Genomic DNA, 19,058 nt, shown 5'->3' with positions numbered 1-19,058 from the left:
GACGAAATGCAGCCGTCCGACATGCTCATGGACGAGATATCGCGCCCTCTCTAACGCCAGGGAAGCTTCGTGTTTTCGTGACTTCGCAGGGTCGGAGGCCGTGTTTAAGCACTCTGGGACAAGCGTAACAGCCGAACGAGCGCGTGCGTTGTGGAACGCTATCAGCTTTATCGAACCATTCGGGGGCCCGCCGGCGCCTGCGCTAATGTAGTAAGCGTTTTGCGCACATAACAACGCTCAAACTGCCGCCTTGCTCAAGAACGTGAACTTTTCGAGCCGAGGCACATGCTGGTCGCCCCACAGGAAGGTCACCGCGAGGACGGCGACGATACCACTGGCCGGCGCATTAACTCATCGCTTTGTGAGTCCGTACCTACCAAGCGGGTCGCGAAGACTTTTTTGAAACGACCAGTAGCGACGGCCTCGCAGCGCCCGTTTGCTTGTTCCGATGGCTGACAGGCCCGGGGCAACCAACGGCGGGCATTGGACTGTTTGGCCAACCTGCACTGAGTTTAGGCCAGATTTCGTGTTTTTGAACCGGTTCAAGTCGCTCGGTCAGACATCATGTCCAAACACATTTGCATGGGATCTGACAATGAGAACGAAAGCCGCTGTCGCGTGGAAAGCAGGCGCTCCGCTGACGATTGAAGAAGTTGAGCTCGAAGGCCCTCGCGCTGGTGAGGTGCTCGTTGAGGTGAAAGCCACCGGCATCTGCCACACCGACTACTACACTCTCTCGGGTGCCGACCCAGAGGGTATCTTCCCCGCGATTCTTGGTCACGAAGGTGCTGGCGTGGTTGTCGATGTCGGGCCGGGCGTTGGTACTCTCAGAAAGGACGACCACGTCATTCCTCTATACACGCCCGAATGCCGTCAGTGCAAGTTTTGTCTCTCGCGCAAGACCAATCTCTGCCAAGCGATTCGCACCACGCAAGGCAAGGGATTGATGCCAGATGCAACGTCGCGCTTTTCCATCGACGGAAAGCCCCTCTTCCATTACATGGGGACGTCAACGTTTTCGAACTACATCGTCGTACCGGAAATCGCGCTTGCCAAAGTGCGAGAAGATGCGCCGTTCGACAAGATTTGTTATATCGGCTGCGGCGTAACGACTGGCATCGGCGCGGTCTTGTTCTCGGCGAAGGTAGAGGCCGGAGCGAATGTTGTCGTGTTTGGACTTGGTGGCATTGGTCTGAATGTCATTCAGGGCGCAAAGATGGTCGGCGCCGACAAAATCATTGGCGTCGACATCAACCCGGGCCGCGTCGCACTCGCAAAGAAGTTCGGCATGACGCACTTCATCAACCCAAAGGAGGTGAAGAACGTCGTGGACCATATTGTCCAGCTTACCGACGGCGGCGCCGATTACTCGTTCGAGTGCGTGGGCAACACAGAGCTGATGCGCCAGGCTCTGGAATGCACGCACAAGGGATGGGGACAGTCGTTCATCATCGGTGTGGCCGCTGCCGGTCAGGAGGTCAGCACCCGCCCGTTCCAACTCGTGACAGGTCGCGAATGGAAGGGCTCCGCGTTCGGTGGTGCTCGGGGTCGCACCGATGTACCTAAAATCGTCGACTGGTACATGGAAAGAAAAATTAACATCGACGACCTTATCACGCACCACCTCAAGCTCGACGAGATTAATGAAGGCTTCGACCTCATGAAAAAGGGCGAATCCATCCGCAGCGTCGTCATCTATTAAGGATGCTCGCTGCGTCTCAATCGACGTGGCGACGTCTTTTCGTGCGGTTTCATCTCACCAGTATTACTGACTTCAAGGAATAACATGGCCGTCTACACTCACGTCACTGTTGGCACGAACGACTTGGACAAAGCACGCTCCTTCTACGACATCGTACTGGGCGAAATTGGCCTGAAACGCGTTGCCGACCTCGATAACAACGGCTCGATTTGGGGCGAGAGCGCACCGTCGTTTTTTGTTCTGAAGCCCGCGAACGGGCAGCCCGCAACTGTAGGCAATGGCGTAACCATTTCCTTCGAAGCACCCAATCGCGCGTCGGTTGACTCGTTCCACGAGCAGGCTTTGGCTCAGGGTGGCAAGTGCGAAGGTGCCGCTGGCCCGCGTGGCTGGGCGCCGAACGCGTACGCTGCATACGCTCGTGATCTCGATGGCAACAAGCTGGCCGTGTACTGCTTCACGCCGGAATAAACAAGCATGTCGTAGGCATACGCCTTCGCTGCCTTACCCCTCGGCGCTGCTTCCCGCAGTGGCGCCGAAGCGGTCACGATAGGCAATTGGCGTCACGCCAAGCACCGTTTGAAACGCCTTACGCATCGCGTCGTAGGTCTTAAATCCCGAACTTGCGGCTATCGTCTTCGCTGGTAGGTCGCCTGCCTCCAACATTCGCCTGGCCGCTTCGATTCGAGCATGTAACAGGAAGGCTGTTGGAGTCGTCCCCGTTGCCTTCTTAAAGCATCGATTGAAACTACGGACGCTCATTGCAACTTGAGAGGCCATCTCGGGAATCGCGAGATCCTTAGCCAAATTTCCAAGCATCCAGTTCTGCAGGTCACGAATGCTTACATTCTGAGTCGCATTGCAATCAAGATGTACACTAAACTGAGACTGGCCGCCTTCGCGTCGCAGGAACACGACCAGGTCTCGTGCGACATCTAGTGCGATGTCCGCACCAAAGTCCTGTTCTACGACCGCCAGAGCCAAGTCGAGCCCCGCTGTTACCCCTGCCGACGTCCAGACCTTGCCTTGCTGAATGAAGATACAGTCCGAATCCAGTTCCACGGCCGGATAGCTCAACTGCAGCATATCGGCGACTGCCCAATGTGTCGTGGCGCGTTTTCCGTTCAGCATCCCAGCTTGCGCGAGAAAGAAGGCGCCCGAGCACAGGGCGATGGTCCGTTGCAACTGCGACGTACACGCTCTGAACCATTCGACGATATCGGACGCGTTGTTCACGGCGCCTTCAATGTTCCAAGCTCCGACTATAATTGCAGTATGAGGGACGTTGAGAGATGAGAGCTTCTTTTCCGCAAACAGCGGAATCTCAGTTTCCGACAAGACCGGTCCGACGGACATCGAGGTCAATTTGACGTCGTACCCGCCCGGGCGACCGCGCTGTTTCAAATGAGCATTGGCATATTTGAAGACGCTGAGTGCGCCTACTGCTTCCAGCGCCTTAAACCCTGGATAAATGATGACGTCGACTGTGATGTTCATGTGCCGTTCCCGTTTTCTTCCGCAGGCCGCGTGGGGTTAGCCCCGCGCTGAAGCGTGGCCCCAGAACGCAACTCGATTTTAGTCTCTCGGCGCAAAGAGGCCTAGCCGACCAAACGGCTGTCGGAGTTCTCCGTCGGGCGCAAGCGACCGTGACTCGCTCTTACTGCAAGATTCATCCGCAGCTTTAGCCGCGTGATCCATACGTCAGTGTGACTATCCGTGACAGCAAGAGTTGGCGTGGCGTGTGGCATCAATGTGGCCAAACACCACTGCCAGAGCCGCATGGGTGGGGCTGGTTGCACCCTTGCAGCTTTCTCACTGAGGTACAGAATTGCTACTCGACGTTATGGAAATGGTGACGTCACTGGTTGGCCGTGTACATCTTTCTTCCTGGATTCGAAGACTTGCGCGCGCCCCTATTCATGCGACCATTTCATCCTCAGCGCTTGTAGCTGGCACTGGTGGAGAAGCCGCTTGAATGGAGCATCGCCATTGTACTTGCGATCAGAAGTCGCACTCCATAAGATCAAACGTTCCTTGCCTGCGGTAAGCCTGCACCCGCGAGGATCATGTTCGACGCTTTCGCAACACAAAACGCAGCTATTAGGATAACTCTTCTTATCTTAATGGCTCCATTTTTGCGCTAAACTCATGATGATGAAAACGCGTCACACCCTGCCGCTGCAATCCAGCGATGAAGTGCCCGGAGATTTTCCCGGTGCCGACGAGCTTGCCGCGCTGCGCGCCTGGTATGCCGGCCTGTCCACGCGGGAGGCTGTGCTTCGCTATCTACCATTAGCGCTCGGTGAAGGGAGATCGGCCCGTGGTGTGCTGGGCCAGATAAGGCGAAGACTCGTGGCCATCGCTGAGGCTGCGCAACGCGACGACCTTGTCGAACTGCTTGTTCATCCGGCGCATACTCGCGACCAACATGCTAAAGCCGTCGCGCTGGCGATTGAGGCGCTCCGAACAGCGCGCCCGCCCGAACCCGGAATCGCCGACGATGTTGCGCGATGGTTCGCGCCTCGAGTCGTGCGGGTACTTCGCGCTCACGGGATCGAGACACTCGCCGACCTGACTGTCCGAATCCCGCGCCGTCGTCAATGGTGGAAGGCAGTGTCTGGGTTGGGCGCAGCGAGCGCACATTCAATAGAGGCGTTCTTTGCTGCCTGGCCCGCTTTGACGGACAGAGCTCGTGCACTTATCGCAGCGAGCCAGCACAACGACATAGTGCCGTGGGAAGCCATCAGGCTGCCGCATGAGGTTGACGGCTCCGAAGGCAAGTTCCGGGCGCCACGCGCAACCTGCACGCTCGACGCGTCGAACGACTACGCAGCAGTCCAGACCTGGCTCGCCTTGCACGAGTCGCCGTCAACACAGCGGACCTACAGGAAGGAAGCCGAGCGACTTATCCTGTGGTCGATTGTCGAACGTGGCCGCGCGCTTTCGTCTCTCACGACCGAGGACGCGATCGCTTACCGCACGTTTCTACGGCACCCGACGCCGCGTGAGCGCTGGATCGGTCCGGTCCGTCCACGCAGCTCCCCTGACTGGCGACCGTTCAACGGTAATCTCTCCGCCCGCTCGGTCTCGCATGCACTGTCGATCGTGGGCGCGCTGTTTCGCTGGCTCGTCGAGCAGCGCTATGTCCTCGCCAATCCGTTTTCCGGGGTGAAAGCACGAGGTGGCGGCGCAGTGACGCTTGATGCTTCACGCGCCCTCACGGAAGGAGAATGGGCGCTCGTTCGAACCATCGCCGATGGGCTCGAATGGTCGAACGGCTGGACGGCACCCGCCGCGCAGCGTCTGCGCTTCCTGCTCGACTTCGGCTATTCGACTGGATTGCGCGCGAGCGAATTGGTTGGTTCGACGCTCGGCCAAATGGAAACGGACGCACGTGGCGATCATTGGCTCCGTGTAAGGGGCAAAGGAAATAAGCTGGCAAGGGTCGTCGTGCCCCCGCTAGCATGGGATGCTCTGGCTCGCTACTTGTCCGAACGAGGTCTTCCAGTCGTGCCCGTTCGCTGGCACCCGGAAACACCGATCATCGGGAGCCTGGAAGCAGACACTGGCTCAGCGATCAGTAGCGTTCGACTGTGGATGGTCATGCGCCGGTTCTTCCTGCTCGCCGCCCAAGCGATCGAGGCGGATCGCGCGCCACTCGCTGACAAACTGCGTCGAGCCAGCCCGCACTGGATGAGGCATACGCACGCCACACACGCATTAAGTCGCGGAGCGGAATTGACAGCCGTACGTGACAACCTCCGCCATGCGTCGGTATCGACGACTTCGATTTACCTTCACAGTGACGAGGTCAAGCGAGCGCGTCAAATGGCAGATGCTTTTACCGCACGCAAGTAATTGTTTTGGAAGTCGCTACATATTACGTATCGTTTGTTACGCCGATTCGAAGAGTTGTCACGCGGGCCTACTTGCCTCGCAGTTGAGCCATTTTTCTACGCGGAAAAACAAATGTCACCGTGAAACATTCTGTGCAAATCCGGCTTAGACGCCCGTGCATCAACATGTTTCAAGGAATCGACAGCGTACGCGCGATGTTTCACGAAATGCCACTGGAAGAACTGCGACGACGTAATTTTCGTTCACGAATGCGCCGTCGTCGGACCTAACCAACTTGTTCGGCAGCTCCCGTTTTGACTGGCCCCGTCTCGTGCAGCGCCATGTGCACAATGGCAAAAAAAGAAGATATCCCGGCCAACGGCAAAACGATATGGTCGTGATGGACAAGATTTGTTAGCAGCCGCTCTGAGAAAAAGGACGCCGCCAGGGCGAGAAGCGGAAACAGTCCCCCACCCGTGACGAAATCTGTCCCGGTAGTCATGGACCAGAACCCAGTGTCGGTTGCAGCCCTAAAACGCCGTCGCCTTCTCCGGGCGATGATAACGAAGGCAACGGCGACAATCAGCGATACCGTGTCGACGAAATCCGCATGAAAGATGATGCCTTCGATGAACTCGACCTGCTTGTCGCCGAGCAAGCCCATTTAATTTCCCCTCTGATACAGGAGGAGGAAGCCTACGGCGAAACAGATCCCCAGTATGCACCAGTAGGCGATCCGCACTTCGGCCCAAAATTCCTGCGGAATGTCTATATGCCTGAGAATCAGGTTCGTGATCAGCGCGCCGACTAGGGCAGCTCCGAATCCGTTCCGCAATCTCCGCACTATTTGCGCAGCCCCTGTTCCCGGCGGGGCCTTGATTGAGCCCGCCTGCGAGTCCGCAAAGATGTCCATTAAAAACTCCCCATTTTGGGACGATTTCTACTCACCTTAGTAAAAAAAATGAAGGACGCAAGCAGCGAAACCGTAGGTGTTTATGCCCTTGCCCAACGCGACGCCCAGAATACCCTACGGGACAGGATACGAACTCCGCGTCCTCTAAAGCTGATGGCTATACGGTAAAACGTCGCTTTTATGGCGAAAACTATATAGCGATCCCCGTTTTCCCTTGCTCCTCTACCGTCTAGCGCCTAGAATCTGCCGGAATTGATTTTTCACCCGGTTCGTGCTTATAGGGTTGCCCATGACGGTCACTGAACTCGAAGTAGATGCGTATACAGATTTTGCCAGTCTGTCTTTTCCTCCCCAGTTCGCGGCAGACGCGTTGCGGATTAGCCCGCAGACCCTCAAGATCATTGAACGCGACAACCAACTGAAGATCTCCCGGGTCTCACGCGGCTCAGTCGAGGTCCGCAGCTACTCCCTTGCAGATATCTTCCAGATCGCACGCATTCGTCGCGATAATAAAAGCACCAAGGCGTTCTCCCGGCCTATCACCGTCGCCAACTTCGTTCCGAAAGGCGGCACTGGCAAAACAACCACCACGTGCGACTTCGCGATCCAGTTCGCATACATGGGTCTGAAGGTGCTGGTGATCGATAACGACCAGCAAGCCGACGCGTCGACCATGCTCGGATACGATCCCGACTTGACGGCCGAGGAACTGATCGAATTGGGCGTGCCGGCGGATCGTGGTATCTCCGGACACATTGGCAACCTGATGCGCATCGGCAACTTTTATCAACCGATGACGTTGGACGAAGTGATCAAGAAGCCGTTCGGGGAGCTTGGCCCCCACCTGATTCCGGCCGAGGACTCGCTGGATGACATGGACGCTGCGCTACGCAGCGCCAACGGTTCGGACTTCCGCTACTCATTGTTCTTTGAACAGGCTCGCGCAGGGGAGATCCCCCACTGCGACCTTTCGGGGTATGACGTGATCATCATCGATAATGCGCCGGCCTCTCTGCTCTCGCGCAATTCGATGGTCGCAGCGGACTTTCTGATTTGTCCCATCCGCATGGACAAATTTTCGTATCGCGCCCTTTCTCGTCTGGCCTACAAGCTGAACGAGTTCGCAAAAGACTTCAAGCGAGCGCCTGAAATTGTCGCTATCCCGACAATGTACGTAAAAAACCGTCCCCGAATCGAGCGCAATCTGTCGCAGCTCGTCGCATTGTTCCCGGGCAAAGTGACTGAGAGCCGGCTGTTCTATTCCGAGGACTATTCCAAGAGTCTCGATGAAGGAATTCCTTTGTCTATGTGGCGCCCAGGAACCGACAATTCTCTCGGTGCAATGCGCGACGTGTTTGATGAGTTTGTCGCGAGAATTCGCGCGTTTACGGAGGGCACGAAATGAAGCAGTCTCGAAGGCTAGGTTATGATCCGCAGCCAGGCAGCAACGGCGAAGATCAGCCTAAGCATATCCAGGGCGTCAGAGTAGCCGAACTCCCGCCCACGAACATTGATCGCTCAATGTCCGAGATCCTTCGGGAAAAGGGTATCGCGGTCGATGGCGCTGCCGGTGCTGCGACGCCCGCGCCCACGATGCCCTCCCCTGCCGTGAACGGCTCGGCGCTGGAACGTTCCGACGCTCCGCAGAGCGCGGCGCCCCACGCTACCTCCGTGTCCCCCGCTCGGCCCCAAGCGAAGGGAGTAGGCCGTGCGACCACACCTGACGTGGCTCCCAAGGCCTTAAATGCGGCGGTACTGCTGGCGCTGGAGATGATTGATCCGTCCCCATATCAGCCACGGATCATCTTCGATGAGGAGGCCCTCGCCTCTCTCGCAGATACGATCTCCGACTCCGGCTTAAACAATCCAGTCATCGTTCGCCTTAAATCTGACGGGCGATATGAATTGATCGCCGGTGAGCGCCGGCTGCTCGCCCATAAATTGTTGCGCCTTCCCACGATCGCCGCATTCGTGCGCGAGCTCAGTGATGCAGACGCCGCGATCATGGCCACAACGGATAACGACGCTCGCGAGGATCTGGCTGACTTTGAGCGAGGGCGCAGTTACAAGAGGCTGCTCGACGACAAGGTAGTCGAAAACCAGCGCGAACTCGCGCGACGCGTCGGACGAAGCATGGCCACCGTCAGCCGTTGCCTCGCTTACTTCAAGCTCCCGTCCGAAGTCGTTGAGATGCTCACGGTCAATCCTCTCTTGGTCGGTACGAAGGTCGTTGCCGATTTGGTATCGTTTGCCGAGCAGGGTTACCGGCCTCAGGTTATCGAGGCGGTGTCGAAGATCGAGAAGACCAAGCTGTCGCAAGAGAGCGCGCTCAATTGGCTCAAGACGGAGGTGCGGCGGATGAAGAATCCGAGCGTCGTGCTCGCGCCTCGCAGTCTGCATATCGGCGGCAAGTCGGTTGCCGAGGTCAAGGTGGACGGACGAAAGCTAATCCTTCAATGCCCTAAGGATGTGAACCCGGAGACGCTTCTGAAGGCCATCGAGAAGATGCTTACTGGCGCCGACTTGGTCGACCTGACGCCCACATCCGAGTAGCTCTCACTTTTCACCGTGAAAACCCGCCCGAGGCGGGTTTTTTTTCGGCGGTGACATGCTCCAGAGTTTTCACCGTGAAAAATGAAATCCAGCACTTCCGCAACGGCCGACGAGACGGCGCGCACGTTGCGCCGAAGTTTTCACCGTGAAAACGCGTTCGGCAGCGACCGCGAGCGCACGGCCGACAGATCGCTCACACACACGTAGGTCAAACGCGGTACGAGCTCGCTCGCAAGATCAAACCCGCCACGCGAGATGTTATTGCCCAGTCGCCGCCGCGAACCATAGCAGCTTCCTTCGGCGCATTCGTCGCGAATGCGCTGATATGGGATGCGACGACCAATGAGCACAACGCAATGAGCATTGCGCATTGCGCATTGCTCATTACCCATTGCTGATTGCTCATTGCCCGATCTGCCACGGCCGCCCAGATCGCTCGCCGACGCCATTGTCTGTCGTGAGCGAACGTTTTCACGGTGAAAAGCCGCCTGTCCAGAAAAGGTGCTCGCGAGCATTTTCACCGTGAAAACGCAATGTCCTGCGCCCGGCGTACGATCGGGTTCGTCGCACGCAGCGCAGACTAACACCGCATGGAGACGGATGTTCCGTTTTCACCGCGAAAATTGAAAAGATGCGGGACGACAGAGGAGTGTTTTCACCGTGAAAATATCGCCACGATCTCGTTCGCTAGCAAAAGTAGAGGGCACCACCTCCGTTGAAATCAAGTTTTCACGGTGAAAAACCTTCTTTACCTTGTCACCACGGTCGGTATGCTGGCGCCGATTTGCGTATCTGCAAGAATGTGAAAACTCCAGATGGTCGGGCAGACTCGATATATAGATACTGACACCATATTGCTACGTGTTATGTATTGGTATATAACCGCGCTGTGCCTGAATACACTCTGCTGTGTTCCATATCCGGACACCAAGGCAACCCGCAAGTTTGTCTCGGCACTCACCAACCTTTCTGGAGATTCAACCATGTCGGTCGCAATCGTAATCAAGTCGGGAGAAGGTGCTCTTTTTCCGAATCACGATAAGAGCAAGCCCAACGACCCGATTCTCACGGGCTTCCTGAAGATCCCGCTCGACGAGAACAAGAAGAATGTCCTCACTCTCGATGTCGCGGTGTGGACGAAGAACAACGGCAAAGACTACTACTCACTTTCCGTCGGCGGCATTCCTGCCACGATGTTCAAGGAGGAGAAGAAGAAGGACGCCGATTCACCCGACTACGCTGGCAGCTTCGGGCTTGGCCGCGAGATGCGCATATCTGGCTGGCGCAAGCAAAAAGACGGTCGCCCGTACATCAGCATCGCGCTCGTCGAGAAGACCGGCACCCGCGCGGGTCAGGAACAGGCAGCACCTGAGCAGGTACCGACTCCTCCTCAGGAGAACGGGCAGCGTCAACCCGAGCAGGCCGACCAGTCCGAAGGTGTTCCCGGCTTCGACTTCATTTAACCCCCTAAAACACCCCATCGACTTTCGTCGTGGGGTGTTTTTTTGCCCTCTATTCCCGCAATTGCGTCGCAGGACCGCTTCGTATAATTACGTGTGGAGAAATCCAACCAATCGCGAAATTTTGAAGGCTGGGAAGACTCTGGCTGGGAAACGGGAAGTGGAAGACGGCAAAGTACGTAAAAAGGTGCGTGGGAAGAAGCCCAAGCGGATGATCATTGCCGTTGGGTTAATGTCTAGTCTTATCCTGACATCCATCGCAGGCTACGAGGTTTGCGATCGGCGGAACGACGCATACCGCGAAGCTCGATCCGACATTTCTGTCTATTCGGCAACCCTTTCACGACAGGCTGCGGATATCGTACGAAGCCAGCGCGTCGTGATTAACGAAGTAGGGCGCACCCTTCTGCGCAGCGAAGACGCTCATCAAGCACAGGATGAGACTGTGCAACGAGTGCGCGCGATCGCCCTACAGTCGTCAGTAGACAATCTCTTCCTCTACGATGCTGCCAGCAACTTCCTCTTTGACGCGTCCGAAAAGCCCTTGGACTCGCCGCCATATGCCCCGGCACTGGCGTCACTCGTGTCGGAGGGTTTGGTGTTTGAAGGGCCAACGCCAGCTTCTCCAGGACATGTCTCCGCCTCACAGGCCCTCCTGAATCGCTCAGGACGATCTCGCTGGATAGCAACGAGCTGGATTGACTTTTCGCCTTTTGAAAAGACGGTGAGCGCGGTCATCAACGACAAAGGTGTCAAGGTTGCTCTTATCACGGCTGCCGGTCGGCCTTTGATTGCTTCTTCAACCGACGGGATCGACCTGCTAGCCTTCGGTCAGGAGGCTGTCGATGCATGGGGGCGAGGCGTTTCGGACGAGCCTGCCACCGCTATATTCGCCAATGCTCCAGTGCAAAAGATCGTCCGGCAAGTGGGCGGAGCCCCGCTACTACTACATGTCTCTATCGATGATTCTGTTGTCGATGCCCGCTGGATCAGGACGGCGTTCTACATCGCCGGGTTGACTGCGGCCGGTCTGATATTGATCTGGATTCTTGTGTTCTTTGTCCTTCGTCAGGTAGACCGTCTGATTGATCTCGCCAACCGGGCAGAGAAGGGCGAAGCCACGTTTATCGAGATTCTTTCGAAGTTGGGGGATGGGGTGATCTCCACCGACCTCAACGGCCGGATTCGATTCGCAAACCATCGCGCTCTCTCCCTGCTAGGTGACACGACCGGGCTTGGACTAAGCGGGAAGCAGCTTCAATCGCTTTTGCCTCCAGTGGCACGCGATATGTTTGCAGCCTTGGTCTCGAAACAGACAACTGTTTGTCCCGCTGGAATGCATTGGGATGGCCGTCTCTTGGCTGATACCGGCAGAATGGTCGATTCTGAGATCAAGGCGTTCCTCACAGGACGCGTCCAAAAGGACGGTGTCGTAGTGACCATCCACGACGCAACCGAACAGAAGGTTCATGAGGCCCGCCTGATCGACGCCGCGACGGTTGATCCTGTCACCCACCTGTCTAACGTCGTCACCTTCAGCGGTCGCCTCGCAGAATTGTTTAATTCGGCAAAGGATACCGATGCATGTCATGCGGTCCTCGCGGTGCATGTCGATCTCGCCGCCGGTTTGCCGCTCTCGGAAAGCGTTCAGTCTCTCGCCGCCGACCGCCTGCTAACAATCACTCGCGACTCAGATTCGTTGGCATCCGACGGATTGGGACGCTTCTTTATCCTGTTGCGAAACATCGTCGAACCTGTGGATATGGCGCGCGTTGCTCAGAGAATTATCGCTGCCTATGAAGCGCCACTACACTTGGGCAATAGCAAAGTGCAAGTTGCTAGTCGAGTTGGCATTGCACTTTTCCCGTTTGACGGAACCACTGACGATACTTTACTGGCTTCTGCGAATGCCGCCGCGTCTTCTACCGACGTGAGGCCGTATAGATTTGCCAACGACGCGGTCCGCCGTCAACTCGTTCGGTTCCAGAGCCAGGCAGATACGGTCAGTGAAGCAATCAAGAACGGCCATGTCTACGCATTGTACGATCCGCTTATTGAGCTCGAGACGGGCAACGTGATCGGCGCACTCGTTTCTCCGCACATTCGGATGGCGGAGCGCAACGCGCCCCTGGACCGATTCCTCTCAATCATCGAAGAGGCCAACCTCTGCCGATTGGCCGATACGAGCGTCCTCACGGCGGTACAGCAAGACATCGCGACGATCGCTTCGGGGCGAGGTGTGCCACAACTGCTCATCCCGGTACAGCAAGACTGTTTTCTCTCGGGCGAGCTCGTCCATATGTTTTCGTCAATGAATTGGAGCGCTTCACCGACCGCTCGCGTCGGTATCTTCGTCTCAGAATTGTTCCCAAAGAAGAAACTTGACCACGCTCGAGCAACCATTCGCCAACTTCAGAAGGCAGGCTTCACCACCTACCTCGGTGATTTCGGGGTCGGGCTCGCATCTCTGACCGAACTGTTATCGCTTGGCCTCGATGGCGTCATCGTGGACCATTCCATCATCAATGCGGCAGTTGAACAGGACGACGCGTTTGCATTCATGACGGCTCTCACTGCCGCCGCGGCCGCAGGCGAAATATGTGTGATAGCCACCGGAGTCGAAAGTGACGAGACAGCTTCGATGCTGTCGAATATGGGTGTCAACCACGCGACCGGTCCGCTGTTTGGCCGCGCGCTTACAGCAAACGCACTTGCCGACACACAGCCCGTTGGACTCCCCTGAAATTGCGTGTTTTTATACATAACACGTATAATTAATTTTCTTGTTTTCGGATTCGGCCTTCACCGCACGACCAGTTCTGAAGGCCAGTGGAGTGAATACGGCTATGGTTCGCTGGGGCGGTAAAGGATCGAAGAACACGCGAGGGGTCTTCCTGCCTCTCGTGTACGTGGGAGCGGCGATTGCTGCGCTGGTCTTCAGCTTTGTCATCTACGAGATCTATGACGCACGCGCGGACACACAAGATGAAGTTCAGCGCGACCTGAAGGTTTTGTCGTCGGCCGCTGCCTCGCAGTTGAAGGACTACATGGACTCGGTCTCCGACGTGTTGTCGGCCGCGGGAATCTCGGCGCGTCCTGGTCTTCGCGCACCGCAGTCCGGCCCAGACGCTGCCCAGACCCTGGCCGCCGTTCAGAGTACTCAGATCGGCACCCCTGTGTCCTCTTTAGTCGTCGTCGACACTGCCGGGGCGCCGGTCCTCCATACCGGACCCGACCCGGTCCCGTGGTCATTCACCATCGGCAAAATCGCGATCGGTGCTGCTCGTACCGCTCACACCGATCGAATCATTTTGTTGGGACCAGTTCGCTCCGACGTGGATGGTTCTATCGGGGTGTATGCAACCAAGCGCGTCCTTGACGGCTCCGGACAATTGATTGGCGCCGTTATAACACCCCTGACCGTATCGAACGTTGCGTTCGTCGGAAAAGAAGCGATCCGCAAGACGGGCGTGTTCGTCTCCGTCATGTCTCTTGAGGGCAAGCTCATTGCTCGCTTCCCCGACCCCGGCTCGATGAAGAATCTCAAAAGCTACGGTGGCGACGCCGTACACAGAGAAATCTCCACACACGTGTCCGGCTTCGTGACCGCGACCAGCTCCATTGACGGCGTGAAGCGCTTGATGGCCTACGAGCGGGTCGCCGGCTACCCCCTTGCGATTATCACCGGCATGAACGAGCAAGAGATACGAGCTCGCTGGCAGGCAGATGCAGTCCGGTTTATCCTTATTGCCTATCTGTCACTCGCCGTTGTGGTCTTACTCCTCGTCATCATCCACCGTCAACTCAGGCAACTTTCTCGACGCACGGCCGCTGTCGAAGAAAGTGAGCAACGGTTTGATCGCGTGCTTCAGGAGCTAACCGACGCTGTATATGTACGCGACCGAGACGGACAAATCGTAGTAGCGAACAGGAAATTCGGCCTGCTGTTTGGTGCGGGGGACACACGTTCGCTGATTGGCAAAAACGTCGTTGATCTGCTTGCCCACACGACGAAGCAGATGGTCACGGAAGTTAACAACCGCGTGTTGAATTCCCACGGTGCCCCGTTGTCGCTAGAAATAGAAACAGCAACACACGACTCCGTGCTTCCGATTGAGTACACCTTCAGCGCGGTGGACATTTCCGGCCAATCCCACGTCCTGTGCCAGATGCGAGACGTAACGACCCGTCGACAATACGAGGCCCGACTTGTTAAGCAGGCCACCTTTGATGAAATAACAGGACTTCCGAACCGCAGGCTGTACATTGACCGTCTTTCGAATGCCCTCCACCGTTCAAAGCGAGACGGGACGAGGTGCGCGGTCATGTTTATCGATCTCGACCATTTCAAGCGTGTAAACGACACCCTCGGGCATCCATTCGGCGACCAACTGCTGATCGCCGCGGCACAGAGGCTCTCTGGCCTGTTGCGTCCTGGACACACGGTTGCTAGATTTGGCGGTGACGAATTCGTGCTCCTGATGTCCGACTTCACTGACCCGATGGAGTGCCGGATTGTCGCCGAAAGCATCGTCGAAGCATTTGCAGCACCCTTTGAGGTGGCCGCCCGGTCTATCTCCGTAGGCGCGTCGGTAGGGGTCTCGGTCTTCCCTGGTGACGGCACCGAACCGGACATACTTCTCCAGCACGCTGATACTGCGATGTATGAAGCGAAATCAGCTGGTCGGAGCGCGTTTTGTTTTTTCGATCACGACATGAACGCGCGGGTGCACGACATGCTCCGCATCGACGCGCGGATTCGATCCGCACTCGCACGTAATGAGATCAGCGTCCTCTATCAACCGATCATCGATCCTGTCACGCATGAAATCGTCAAAGCCGAAGCGCTTGCAAGGTGGCATTCGCAAGATCTCGGCCACGTCCCGCCGGACAAGTTCATCCCGGTCGCGGAAGAGAACGGGTCGATCGCACAAATCGGAGACTGGGTTCTGCAAGAGGCATGCATGAATGCCGCAAAGTGGTCGCGGGAGTTAACCAGCCCTATCACTGTGAGCGTGAACGTAAGCGCCAAGCAGTTCGATGATCCAACTTTCGTCGATTCCGTGTTCGCCGCCCTCGAGACATCGAAACTGCCCGCTCATCTGCTTGAACTCGAGATCACCGAGCGAGTCCTAATTTCAGACGACGAAACCGCGCTTGAGACTATTAGCGCACTCCGAGAAATTGGCGTTGGCCTCTCGCTCGACGATTTCGGCACCGGTTACTCGTCGCTCAGCTACCTTACGAAATTTCCGTTAAACACAATCAAGATCGATCGCGCGTTTGTACGAGATCTCGAGCATGATGAGCAGACGCAGAATCTCACCCGCGCCATCATCGCGATGGCAAAGAGTCTGGACCTGAAACTCATCGCGGAAGGGGTTGAAACGCAAGAGCAGGCAGACAAGCTTGTTCTCTACGGCTGCGAGTATCTGCAAGGCTTCTACTTCGGTCGTCCGATGACCTCAGGCGAACTCATCGAGCTCAGTAGCAAAAACTGATTGATTGACGCATTTCCTCTTCGCGACGATGGCGTAAGCAGATGTGCCATCTTTAGTACGTCCTGACCAGATTGGGCCGACAGAAAAGCTTCGATGACGGGCGTTCCCCCTGTTTGCAAGGCCGCGCCTGCGAATTGTGCCATGGTTAGTCAGGCCGACCTCGGCAGACACCCAAAACAAGAACTCAAATGTGCCACGGTTAGAGTGGCAGGCTGGCCGCCTCGCTGTCTCGCACCAGCAAATGTGCCACGTTTGGTGCTCCGAACTCGAAGCGCGTGAATGCCGAGCCGGCAAATGTGCCACGTTTAGTAGGCGGACCGTTTCGGGCCCGCACCGAGGCTCTCACACACCCGAAGCAAGCCCTTGTTTCTATTGGGATTAGACGAAATGTGCCATCGTTAGTACGTTCTGTACGATTTGCTCCAAGGGCCGCGCGCAGACGGGAAAACGACAAAAAACATCCCGCGGGGGCGCCCGGCAGCGTTTGAAGGAACGCTGTGCAGGCCGAAATGTGCCATGGTTAGTAGCCGTGGTCCTGTTGACGCCAAGGCTTCAAGGGGAAGTCGACAGGACTGAAAGGCGGAAATGTGCCACGTTTAGATTGCCTCAGCCCACCGCCTAGTTGCGTTTGCAAGCAGAGTCTGGCTATCTGTCATTAAGTTTTCACCGTGAAACAACGGGTAGAACGCATATCTCTTGCGCGGTCGGTCATTCTCGTTTTCACGGTGAAAAAACTAAATCCGTTTGTATTGTTTGTCCGTGTTACCGGAATCTAGCGGCGACTAGGATCGCGCGAATTGTGCCACGGCTAGTCGGTTTTCGGGACTAGCGGCCCTCCCGACGACAGCCAACACCCCAGTGAGTCGCGAAATGTGCCGTCTTTAGTGGGGGGGCATTGCACGACCACGGGCTGACACGCCCCACACAGCGACCAAATGTGCCGTGATTAGTCGCGGCGGCCCAACAGGGGGAAAGTGCCATGCTTAGTGTCTGTACGACCTGGAGAAGCCCGCTGCCACGGTGAAATCGCCGGTTTTCAGCGAATCAGCGGAGTCTGGGACAGGTATCGGTGCCTTCTATAGTGCCAAATGTGCCGCGCTTAGTATGCATGTCGCTACTTGTCCACAACACTGCGGTCCCAACAAAGCCTTACCAGATAAGGCTCCGAAGTAAATGTGCCATGTTTAGTTGCGGCCAACTCTAACGTTGGCACATCTACCTAAACGTGGCACCACGGCTTACTAAGCGCGGCACAGATCTCTACACACGGCACCCTAGATCACTAATCATGGCACGTTCACGACTAACTTCGGCACATCACCACCTGGGCATGGCACCGAGGATGGTCCTATCTATTTGATTTTGCGTAACAATTTCGGTGCGTAATGTTTACTTCAATGTTTTTTCAAAAATATACACAACAAGTTGTTGTACTTTGAAAAAGCCGAACCTTCCAACCGCCCCCTCGCGTTCAGCCTTAGAAATACACCATCGACTAAACGTGGCACATTTCGCACGAAGCTTGGAACCGAGTTTACGTTGACACTTCCCTCGGTTAACCGTAATGTGCCGCAAGCACAGATACGTGGCACATTTCGATGACAGCACAAACTGACCTCGCACTCAGCGAATCGCCCGAGGCGACCGACCTTGACGGGGAGAGCACCTCGCAAGTGAAAACTCGCCGGCAACGTCGCAAGCGTGCTGTCGTGGGTCGGACAGAGAGTTCGCGATCGAAGATGGTGGTCGTGAGGGACGAAGAAGCTGAAACTCGGGTGGAACTGCGTAAGGCGCCGGAGACGATCATCATCCGCAACATGTCGTCCAATGGCGAGATCACATATCTCCAACGCAAAGCATACAACGCGATGGTCCACATCGCGCAGAAGAACAGGAAAGGCGACGAAGTCACCTTCGAGGTATCGGTCGCTGAGTTCGCATCCCTGTGCGGGCAGAACACTCCCAACAGCAGGGACTACCTCAAGCAGATGGCGCGTGAAGTCGCCTCGATCCGTGCAGAGTTTGACTTCAGGGGCGACTCCAAGAGCGGTCGCAGCGGATGGGGCGTCGCAAACATGATTGCCGAGGTCTATATCTCTGACGACGGCCAGTCTATAAAGTTTTCGTTTCCCTCAGAGCTCGCCAAACGTGTCCTCGATCCGGAGATCTACAACCGGATCGACATGAGGATGCAGAATGTCTTCACAAGTCACTCCGCGCTTACCCTGTGGGAGATAACTACGCGATACTGGGGGTCCCCCAACCGCAGGACGTTCCGTGAACATTGGACAACGTGGAGCGTCATTCTCTCCGGGCAGAAGGAGCCGCATGCGCAGTTCCGCGACTTTAACAAGATGCTGGTTCGCGCACTTGACCAAGTCAATGCACATGAATCTCGATTCAAGGTAATTCCGCATCTGTCGAAACAAGGCCGGAAGATGGACGAACTCTGGTTCGTTCTCGAGGACCAAGAACAGCCGCAGTTGCCACTGGATTCTCTACCGGCTATGGTCAGTGAGGAACTGATTAAGCGTCTACGCGCGTTTGGCCTCCAGGACGATGAGGTCTCATCAGTTGCCCTAAGCTATGACGAGGAGTATCTGCTCGCTCAGGCCGACTACACTGACAAACGACTTAAAAAAAAGGACGATCCTGTCACGAGCCCCAAAGCGTTCTTCATGAGCGCCGTTGAAGGCAACTATGCGAAGTCACCGCGCCGTACTGCGCAACCGGCAACGCAGGCTCTTCCTCGGCCACTGGAGAAGCTGCCGGCGAAGCACGATGCAAAACAGGCGTTGAGCACCGTCAAAGATGCATGGAAAAAGGCGAAGCTAGAGGAGATCCGCGCCACGTTTGTCGTGCAGACCGACGAGAAGCAGGCCGAGATCGTCGCCGGTGTTGAAGACGACCTACGGAAGATCGCCATTGCGTGGAAGCAATACAGCAGCAAGGGGATCACCAAACTGGTCGAGACGACCGTCATAGACCTGATCTTCAAGAAAAACGTACCGGAGCCGAGCGCGGAAGAACTGCTCCAGTTTGCGCTTGAGACGGGCAGCCTTACCGCAGGTGCCGCCGCATCCACCTGATCGGTG

General features: G+C 56.4%; 11 protein-coding genes. 9 read left to right on the top strand and 2 right to left on the bottom strand.

Translation table 11 applies throughout. The features are described 5' to 3' along the window. Nucleotides 1-595 precede the first annotated feature (595 nt). Both P9292_RS03280 and P9292_RS03275 read left to right on the top strand, forming a co-directional pair. Complete coding sequence (locus P9292_RS03280; RefSeq protein WP_244797325.1) at nt 596-1,702, top strand: S-(hydroxymethyl)glutathione dehydrogenase/class III alcohol dehydrogenase; 1,107 nt, start codon at nt 596-598, stop codon at nt 1,700-1,702. Nucleotides 1,703-1,786: 84 nt separating this feature from the next. Further along, the gene (locus P9292_RS03275) at nt 1,787-2,170 is read left to right on the top strand and encodes a VOC family protein (RefSeq protein WP_244797326.1); all 384 of its coding nucleotides are present in this window, start codon (nt 1,787-1,789) and stop codon (nt 2,168-2,170) included. Nucleotides 2,171-2,203: 33 nt separating this feature from the next. On the opposite strand, the gene P9292_RS03270 is transcribed toward P9292_RS03275, so the two are convergent. After that, complete coding sequence (locus P9292_RS03270; RefSeq protein ID WP_244797327.1) at nt 2,204-3,196, bottom strand: GlxA family transcriptional regulator; 993 nt, start codon at nt 3,194-3,196, stop codon at nt 2,204-2,206. A 657-nt stretch (nt 3,197-3,853) separates the two neighbouring features. On the opposite strand from P9292_RS03270, the gene P9292_RS03265 reads away from it, so the two are divergent. After that, nucleotides 3,854-5,557: a site-specific integrase gene (locus P9292_RS03265; protein ID WP_244797701.1), complete on the top strand. Its 1,704-nt coding sequence runs from the start codon at nt 3,854-3,856 to the stop codon at nt 5,555-5,557. 265 nt (nt 5,558-5,822) lie between these two features. On the opposite strand, the gene P9292_RS03260 is transcribed toward P9292_RS03265, so the two are convergent. Next, nucleotides 5,823-6,200, bottom strand: a complete 378-nt coding sequence (locus P9292_RS03260; protein ID WP_244797328.1) for a hypothetical protein — start codon at nt 6,198-6,200, stop codon at nt 5,823-5,825. 538 nt (nt 6,201-6,738) lie between these two features. On the opposite strand from P9292_RS03260, the gene P9292_RS03255 reads away from it, so the two are divergent. From P9292_RS03255 to P9292_RS03230, 6 genes are all read left to right on the top strand, one after another. Continuing rightward, nucleotides 6,739-7,854, top strand: coding sequence for a ParA family protein (locus tag P9292_RS03255; RefSeq protein ID WP_309958024.1), 1,116 nt, complete (start codon nt 6,739-6,741; stop codon nt 7,852-7,854). Then, nucleotides 7,851-9,002, top strand: coding sequence for a ParB/RepB/Spo0J family partition protein (locus P9292_RS03250; RefSeq protein ID WP_244797330.1), 1,152 nt, complete (start codon nt 7,851-7,853; stop codon nt 9,000-9,002). Before P9292_RS03255 ends, P9292_RS03250 begins: the two co-directional genes overlap by 4 nt. Nucleotides 9,003-9,985: 983 nt before the next feature. Continuing rightward, nucleotides 9,986-10,465 (top strand): hypothetical protein, encoded by a 480-nt coding sequence (locus tag P9292_RS03245; protein ID WP_244797331.1) that lies wholly within the window; start codon nt 9,986-9,988, stop codon nt 10,463-10,465. A gap of 157 nt (nt 10,466-10,622) precedes the next feature. Beyond that, nucleotides 10,623-13,205 (top strand): EAL domain-containing protein, encoded by a 2,583-nt coding sequence (locus tag P9292_RS03240; RefSeq protein ID WP_244797332.1) that lies wholly within the window; start codon nt 10,623-10,625, stop codon nt 13,203-13,205. Nucleotides 13,206-13,308: 103 nt separating this feature from the next. Continuing rightward, nucleotides 13,309-15,963 carry an EAL domain-containing protein gene (locus tag P9292_RS03235; RefSeq protein ID WP_244797333.1) on the top strand — a complete coding sequence of 885 codons (2,655 nt, stop codon included), beginning with the start codon at nt 13,309-13,311 and terminating at the stop codon, nt 15,961-15,963. A 1,598-nt stretch (nt 15,964-17,561) separates the two neighbouring features. Further along, nucleotides 17,562-19,052, top strand: a complete 1,491-nt coding sequence (locus P9292_RS03230; RefSeq protein WP_244797335.1) for a RepB family plasmid replication initiator protein — start codon at nt 17,562-17,564, stop codon at nt 19,050-19,052. Nucleotides 19,053-19,058 lie beyond the last annotated feature (6 nt).

Origin of the sequence: Caballeronia sp. LZ001 (assembly GCF_031450875.1) — a bacterium.
GTDB lineage: Bacteria > Pseudomonadota > Gammaproteobacteria > Burkholderiales > Burkholderiaceae > Caballeronia.
The sequence above is the reverse complement of the archived record's forward strand: the minus strand, read 5'-3'. Positions and strand labels throughout refer to the sequence as shown.

Bases quoted from the DNA above. Each gene is read 5' to 3' on its own strand.
- P9292_RS03230 (WP_244797335.1), top strand. From the start codon at position 17,562: ATGACAGCACAAACTGACCTCGCACTCAGCGAATCGCCCGAGGCGACC.
- P9292_RS03270 (WP_244797327.1), bottom strand. From the start codon at position 3,196: ATGAACATCACAGTCGACGTCATCATTTATCCAGGGTTTAAGGCGCTG.
- P9292_RS03280 (WP_244797325.1), top strand. From the start codon at position 596: ATGAGAACGAAAGCCGCTGTCGCGTGGAAAGCAGGCGCTCCGCTGACG.
- P9292_RS03260 (WP_244797328.1), bottom strand. From the start codon at position 6,200: ATGGGCTTGCTCGGCGACAAGCAGGTCGAGTTCATCGAAGGCATCATC.
- P9292_RS03275 (WP_244797326.1), top strand. From the start codon at position 1,787: ATGGCCGTCTACACTCACGTCACTGTTGGCACGAACGACTTGGACAAA.
- P9292_RS03265 (WP_244797701.1), top strand. From the start codon at position 3,854: ATGAAAACGCGTCACACCCTGCCGCTGCAATCCAGCGATGAAGTGCCC.
- P9292_RS03245 (WP_244797331.1), top strand. From the start codon at position 9,986: ATGTCGGTCGCAATCGTAATCAAGTCGGGAGAAGGTGCTCTTTTTCCG.
- P9292_RS03250 (WP_244797330.1), top strand. From the start codon at position 7,851: ATGAAGCAGTCTCGAAGGCTAGGTTATGATCCGCAGCCAGGCAGCAAC.
- P9292_RS03235 (WP_244797333.1), top strand. From the start codon at position 13,309: ATGGTTCGCTGGGGCGGTAAAGGATCGAAGAACACGCGAGGGGTCTTC.
- P9292_RS03255 (WP_309958024.1), top strand. From the start codon at position 6,739: ATGACGGTCACTGAACTCGAAGTAGATGCGTATACAGATTTTGCCAGT.